Annotated in this window: 1 pseudogene; it reads right to left on the bottom strand. The window is 70.1% G+C overall.

Annotation, left to right across the window (positions count from 1 at the left end):
• A pseudogene (locus tag GM672_RS28830) lies at positions 1–244 on the bottom strand (IS1595 family transposase); the annotation flags it as partial.

The following is a 244-nucleotide window of genomic DNA, read 5'->3' as shown; positions in this document are numbered from 1 at the left end:
CGGCCCGGTGCGCGATGCCATGATCTTTCGCAAACTCCCGATACGCTGTCGCCGCATCGGTGGCCAGCAGCACGGCCTTGTCCAGCACGGGTAACAAATGCTGCTGCAACTGCGCCGCCGTGACGGGCCCGCGCCCCGGGACGAAATCGCAAGTGCGGCCTTGCCGGTCGCGCGCCACCAGGATGCAGTCCAGTTCGCCGCTGATGCCGCGCTTTTTCGCGTGGCCGCCGCGCCGCCGGGGCGG

Origin of the sequence: Pseudoduganella buxea (assembly GCF_009720835.1) — a bacterium.
Lineage (GTDB): Bacteria > Pseudomonadota > Gammaproteobacteria > Burkholderiales > Burkholderiaceae_D > Rugamonas > Rugamonas buxea.
This window is presented reverse-complemented; position numbering and strand designations above follow the sequence as displayed.